The organism is Aequorivita sediminis (genome assembly GCF_032080575.2).
GTDB classification, from domain to species: domain Bacteria; phylum Bacteroidota; class Bacteroidia; order Flavobacteriales; family Flavobacteriaceae; genus Aequorivita; species Aequorivita sediminis.
Genome location: NZ_JAVLSO020000013.1, coordinates 34,552 through 41,285 on the forward strand (window position 1 = coordinate 34,552; position 6,734 = coordinate 41,285).

At 34.2% G+C, this 6,734-nt stretch carries 7 protein-coding genes; all 7 read left to right on the forward strand.

Going from position 1 to position 6,734, the window contains the following annotated elements; all coding sequences use genetic code 11:
• Nucleotides 1–6: 6 nt before the first annotated feature.
• A complete protein-coding gene (locus tag RT250_RS13245; protein ID WP_313115345.1) occupies nt 7–780 on the forward strand; it encodes a thiazole synthase in 774 nt (257 codons plus the stop codon).
• Nucleotides 773–1,891 (forward strand): 2-iminoacetate synthase ThiH, encoded by a 1,119-nt coding sequence (gene thiH / locus RT250_RS13250; protein WP_313115346.1) that lies wholly within the window; start codon nt 773–775, stop codon nt 1,889–1,891. Before RT250_RS13245 ends, thiH begins: the two co-directional genes overlap by 8 nt.
• Before the next feature lie 3 nt (nt 1,892–1,894).
• Nucleotides 1,895–2,968 carry a molybdopterin-synthase adenylyltransferase MoeB gene (gene moeB, locus RT250_RS13255; protein ID WP_313115347.1) on the forward strand — a complete coding sequence of 358 codons (1,074 nt, stop codon included), beginning with the start codon at nt 1,895–1,897 and terminating at the stop codon, nt 2,966–2,968.
• Nucleotides 2,969–3,131: 163 nt separating this feature from the next.
• On the forward strand, nt 3,132–3,350 hold the full coding sequence (locus RT250_RS13260; protein WP_313115348.1) for a hypothetical protein: 219 nt from the start codon (nt 3,132–3,134) through the stop codon (nt 3,348–3,350).
• Between the two features lie 523 nt (nt 3,351–3,873).
• Nucleotides 3,874–4,095, forward strand: a complete 222-nt coding sequence (locus RT250_RS13265; protein ID WP_313115351.1) for a hypothetical protein — start codon at nt 3,874–3,876, stop codon at nt 4,093–4,095.
• Between the two features lie 15 nt (nt 4,096–4,110).
• A complete protein-coding gene (locus RT250_RS13270) occupies nt 4,111–5,400 on the forward strand; it encodes a helix-turn-helix domain-containing protein (protein ID WP_313115354.1) in 1,290 nt (429 codons plus the stop codon).
• Between the two features lie 231 nt (nt 5,401–5,631).
• Nucleotides 5,632–6,734: phage tail-like protein (locus RT250_RS13275; protein ID WP_494337402.1), on the forward strand; the 1,103-nt coding region annotated here is incomplete at its 3' end.

Here is a 6,734-nt window from a genome sequence, read left to right on the forward strand (position 1 = left end):
CATAAAATGACAGACATACTAAAAATAGCAGATAAAACTTTCCGTTCCAGATTATTTACGGGGACGGGGAAATTCAGCAGTTCGAAATTAATGCAAGAAGCCATTATAGCCTCAGAAAGCGAATTGGTAACCGTGGCTTTAAAACGGGTAGAACTCCACAGTACATGTGACGATATATTAACGCATCTTCAGCAGGATCATATTCATTTACTACCAAACACCTCAGGGGTACGAACAGCAGAGGAAGCTATTTTTGCTGCACAATTGGCTAGAGAAGCTTTACAAACCAATTGGATAAAACTAGAGATTCATCCCGACCCAAAATATCTATTACCCGACCCGATAGAAACACTTAAAGCCACCGAAATTTTGGTAAAAGAAAGTTTTGTAGTTATGCCTTATATACACGCAGATCCCGTGTTGTGCAAACGATTGGAGGATGTTGGGGCGCAATGTATCATGCCACTTGGTGCTCCAATAGGTAGCAATAAGGGACTTATAACTAAGGATTTTTTAAAGATAATTATTGAACAAAGTAAGGTCCCTGTAATTATAGATGCGGGAATAGGCGCACCTTCACATGCAGCTTATGCCATGGAATTAGGCGCCGATGCAGTTTTGGTAAATACAGCAATAGCAGTTTCTAAGAACCCAGTGCAAATGGGAATCGCTTTCAAATTGGCCGTGCAGGCTGGAAGGTTGGCATACGAAGCAAAATTAGCCGCAGTTAATCCACATGCAGAAGCAAGTAGTCCGTTAACTTCTTTTTTAAATGAGTAATTTTCAAGACATATTTAATCAATATCATTGGGACACTGTAAAAGAGAACATCTACAGTTATTCGGCAAGCGATGTGCAAGAAGTATTATTAAAAGACGAAATAAACTTAGAAGATTTTCAAGTATTAATTTCACCTGCTGCCAAACCTTTTATCGAAAGCATGGCTCAACGAAGCCGCGCGCTTACCAGAAAGCGATTTGGAAACACTATACAAATGTATGTCCCAATGTATCTCTCAAACGAATGTCAAAACATTTGCACCTATTGCGGTTTCAGTTTAACGAATAAAATTCCGAGGAAAACGCTTACCGACAAGGAAATCCTGAAGGAGGTATCTTATATTAAACAATTAGGTTACGACCATATTTTACTGGTTACCGGGGAAGCAAATAGTACCGTTGGAGTGGCCTATTTAAAAAACGCCATAAAATTAATTCGCAATCACTTTTCTAATATTAGTATAGAAGTACAGCCCCTAAATCAGGAGGAATACGAAGCGCTTATTAACGAGGGACTGTACGCAGTATTGGTATATCAGGAAACATATAATCGTCCTACCTACAAAACCCATCACCCCAAAGGCAAAAAATCTAATTTTGATTATCGATTAGATACACCCGATAGATTGGGAAAAGCTGGTATTCACAAAATCGGTTTAGGTGCTTTGTTTGGTTTGGATGATTGGAGGGTGGATAGTTTTTACACTGCCTTACACCTAAAATATTTACAGCAAACCTATTGGAAAACCAAGTATTCTATTTCCTTTCCAAGATTGCGACCTCACGAGGGAGAAGTGCAACCCAAAGTGGAAATGACCGACGCCGATCTAGTTCAATTAATTTGTGCTTTTAGATTATTAGATGAAGATGTGGAGCTATCTATGTCCACAAGAGAAAGTGAGACTTTTAGAAACAATGTTATAAAACTGGGAATCACTTCGATGAGTGCGGAATCGAAAACAAATCCAGGTGGGTATGCTGTGGATCCAAAATCCTTGGAACAGTTTGAAATTTCGGATGAGCGAGGTACGAATAAAATTAAAGCGATGATACAATCTCAAGGCTATGAAGTAGTATGGAAAGACTGGGATAAATCGTATTATAAAAAGTAAAACATGAAATTAAGCTCAGAAGAAACCTCTCAATACAGTAGGCACCTTAGCCTTGAAGAAGTTGGAGCAAGAGGGCAATTACAGTTAAAACAAGCAAAGGTTTTGGTTATTGGTGCTGGCGGCTTAAGTTGTCCAGTGCTACAATATCTAGCTGCAGCAGGGGTTGGCACCATAGGAATTGTAGATAATGATAAAGTGGATGCAAGCAATCTGCAACGGCAAATTTTATACACTCATGAGGATATAGGAAAATATAAAGTGGAAGCTGCTGTTTCCCGTTTAAAAAAATTAAATCCCTTTATTCAACTTCATTGTCATAATACCAAATTAAGGAATGATAATGCCCTTACTTTATTTGAAAGCTACGATATCATAGTGGATGGCACCGATAATTTCCCTACTCGATATTTAATAAATGATGCTGCCGTAATCTTGGGAAAAACTGTAGTATTTGGCTCGATAAACAAATTTGAAGGACAAGTTTCTGTGTTCCACTATAACAACGGCCCAACATACAGATGTTTATTTCCTAGCCCACCTTCGCCAGAATTAGTACCTAACTGTTCAGAGGCAGGAGTATTGGGGATTTTACCAGGAATTATTGGATGCTTACAAGCAAATGAAGTATTAAAAATCATTTTAGGCTTAGGTGATATCTTGTCTGGAAAGCTACTAACTTTTAATGCGCTTACATTAAAACAGGAAATATTTCACTTTAAAAAGAATGCTTCACTTTCAATAGAATCTTTAGCGCAAGATTATCAAATGTTTTGTGGTCTGGATGATGGACTTGAGGAAATAACCTATCAAGAATATCTGCAACAGGCAGATACTTTTAATGTATTAGATGTAAGAAACAAAGGAGAAAGAGAGGAACTTTCCATAGAAAGCTTTCATATTCCCATAGACGAATTAGAAGAAAGATACACCGAGCTAGCAGAAAACAAAAGCTTATTGGTTTTTTGCAAATCTGGGGTGCGTAGTAAGCTAGCTATCCAAATTCTTAAAAAGAATAATTTCGAGAATAAACTAGTAAGTTTAAAAGGTGGCATTAGCGCTGCGACTGTAACTATTTAATGAAATAATTTGTTTAAAAAAATAGTTTCAACTTTTGAAATAGTGCAATAGAAAATGTGTGTCCCAAAATAGTTAAATAATTACACTCCATAATCTTTCTATATCTTTGTAAGCGAACACTAACCAACATAAAATTTAAAAGCTAAAAATTAAAAATTGCTTTATGTTTAAAATCAAAATTATTAAGAAATTCGGTTTTCTTTTAGTTGCAACAGTTTTACTAAGTTGTAATTCGGATGAAGACTGTAATTGTAGAGGAAAATTTCTCGGAAATGAAGGCGTTTTTTATGGCGATGTAGTTAGATGCAGCGATGGAGAGCCTGTACTTTCACAACAAGCTAGTGAAGGAAACAACGTAACGTACTTAGGTTGTGACGATTAAAAGGACGTGAAATTTGCTGTGAAACTGGGTATAATAACAACTTCACAAAGCTAATGTTGTGAGGTTTTTCTACTTTAAATTTTTCAGGAAAATAGTTGAAATCGATTAAATAAATTTAGTAAGTTTGCCGTATGGGATTAGGTTTATTAGCAATATGGACTGTTGGACTTTTCTTAGCTCTATTCATTATTATGGAGCTACAAGAAAGACTATAACGGTTTTATATTTTCGTCTTTTTATTGAGTTACATGCTACTAGAAATTCCTCTAGCGTAGCACTATTTCACCATTTTTCTTCTATAAATTAGTAGCCATATACTTTCGATATTTAGCCTTATTGCTTTATGAATCCCTTCATAAACACCCTTAATTTCACATAAATTTATTAATTATTTAACCTTTTTAATAAAAGTTTGAAACCATGTAATTGTTAAATTGTGTTTGATAGCTGAATAATATAACTGTCACTCTTACAGGGTTATGTTATAAAAATTTAGTGTATTTAACCCACTAACCGATCAATTTTGAGCTTTTATAAAAATGTTATATATATTATCTTCTTAACTGTAACGATTTGTTATGGAAAGAACGAACAGGATTTTCGTGATGGCACAAATTACTCCCACATTCTAAGTATTGCAGATACCGACCTTGATAAAGCAGTTAAAATAGCAAATTCCTTATTTTTGAACGCTAAAACCTCAAGTGAGCTTATTGAAGCGAAAATGATTTCCTCTGTTATTTGATTTAAGTCTGGAGCTATGGATAAAACCTTTAGCGATGCCATGATTAGCCTTCAAGAAGCATCTGAATCTGGAGACTATTATTCTCAAGCAATAATTGAAATGTATTTGGCTAAACGAAATTTGGATGTTGGATATCTCGAAATGTCATTCATGTATCTGAATAAGGCTGAAAAAACTATTTCATTGTTAAGAGAAACGGAAGCTAAAAATTATATTAGAGCAGAATTCTATTTGTTAAAAGGGCGTGTTTTTCTTTCAGAACATAAATTTGCCAAATCTGTAAATGCTACTAAACAAGCTGACTCCATTATTAATAACTTAATAGGTTCATCTGACAAAAAATATACGTATTTAGCTAAATTGCATTTCCGATACAGTGCTTATTACTTTCATCTCGAAAAATACTCAGAGTCGTTAAATCATCTTGATAAAGCATTGCTCTATAATACGAATACCCAGCAAATAAGTAAATTTGGATTAAACGTTATATATAATGCCTATGCAGAAATTCATTTAAAATTGAACAATTTTAGCCAAAGCAAGATTTACCTATATAAAAGCCTTGAAGTTCTAAATAACACCAATTATGTGATTGGAAATATACATTCATATACAAATGCAATAAATTATTACAAAAAGATACAAAATCCTGATAGTATTGCATTTTATAAGAGGAAGTACGTTCAAGCTTTATCAGTTTTAGACAGCAAACAAAATAAAACCTTTCATCTAGAAGACATATTTAAAATTGAAGAGGAAAATAATGAAAACAAGGGTTCATATAATTATATTTATTTAGGGTTTAGCTTATTAGCTCTAATTTTCATTGGAATATTTTATATTAAAAAACCCTTAATACTACAAACACCTGATGAGCCAGCAGTTAAGAAAATTACTGATATTGAAAAAAAAGAAAATTCGGCTACACAGGAAAAAAACAATAATTATTTACCTATCGAAACAGAGGTAGAATTACTTTCAAAGTTAGATGAATTTGAAAAAAAGAAGAAATACCTTAACAACAACATGGCTCTTAATTTAATGGCCTCGCAATTACAAACAAATAATAAATATTTACGGTATATTCTTAAAAAACATAGAAACACCGACTTTAATAATTATATAAATGAATTGAGAATTTCATATATAACCAATAAGCTTAAAACAGACCCTAAATACCTTCAATATAAAATTAGTTATTTAGCGAGGGAGTCTGGATTTACTTCTCACACAAAATTCACGAAAACTTTCAAAAAATTGAAAGGAATATCACCTTCGGCATATATTCGTAAAATTCAACCATAATATTTTAGTCTTTTTAGACTTAAAATAGGACAGATTTGAGTTGGAATACAACTTATTGTGCTTTTCCTTAATTAAAAAGTGTTTTAGCAAAAAATACAAGTAACATACTGACTATCAGCGTATTTAATAATAGTCATTTTCCGGAAAATGACTATTGGGGACAGTTTAAAAATTGGGAATCTCTTATAATTTTGAATAAATTACAATTGAACTCAACTATACAACTGTCTTATGAAAAAATTATTACTCTTATTAATTTTGTGTACATGTAGTATTTATGCTCAAGTGGGGATTGGAACTGACACCCCTAACCCTTCTTCGCAACTTGAAATTAAATCTTCCAATCGAGGGGTTTTAATTCCACAAGTACCTCTAACTGGTAAAACAGATCAGACTACTATTAATGCCGGGAATTTAGAAAGCTTATTGGTTTATAACACCAGTACAAATGAAACTTTAACCCCAGGATACTATTATTGGTTTCAAGAAAATTGGCAAAGATTGACTTCAGACTCAGACTTACCTGATTTTATTGTTTTATGGGATGTGGTGAATAACCAGTTTACCTATATAGATCAGAATGGAGATATTCAAACAATCGACATTTCAGATTTGGAAACATTGACATTCTTAGGGTTAAACGTAGATGGACACACCTTAGAATACACCGATGAAGACGGGGTTGTAACAAGTATTGACCTTGAACAGGTTATCAAGAATTTTGAAACAATTACCACGTTAATTAAACATGGTGATGGAACATATACATTCACTAATGAGTCTGGAGAAGTTACTACTATCGATGTAGTTGGTGACGTGGTGACCAACATTCAAAACCAGGGCGATATCTACAATGAAATAATAAACATAATCGCTGCCTCAGGGACTGATGTTTTTGAAGACTTAGGAGATGGAACTTTTAAGCATACAGCTGTAGATGGTACTGAAGTAATCTTCAACGCCAACACTACAAGCATGCAGGACAATGGAGATGGCACCTACGTCTTTACCAACGCCAATGGCGATAGCATTACAGTTGATGTGATTAACGACGTGGTGACCAACATTCAAAACCAGGGCGATATCTACGATGAAATCATAAACATTATCGCTGCCTCAGGAACTGATGTTTTTGAAGACTTAGGAGATGGAACTTTTAAGCATACAGCTGTAGATGGTACCGAAGTTATCTTCAACGCCAACACTACAAGCATGCAGGACAACGGAGATGGCACCTATGTATTTACCAACGCCAATGGCGATAGCATTACAGTTGATGTAATTAACGATGTGGTGACAAACATTCAAAACCAGGGCGATATCTACGATGAAAT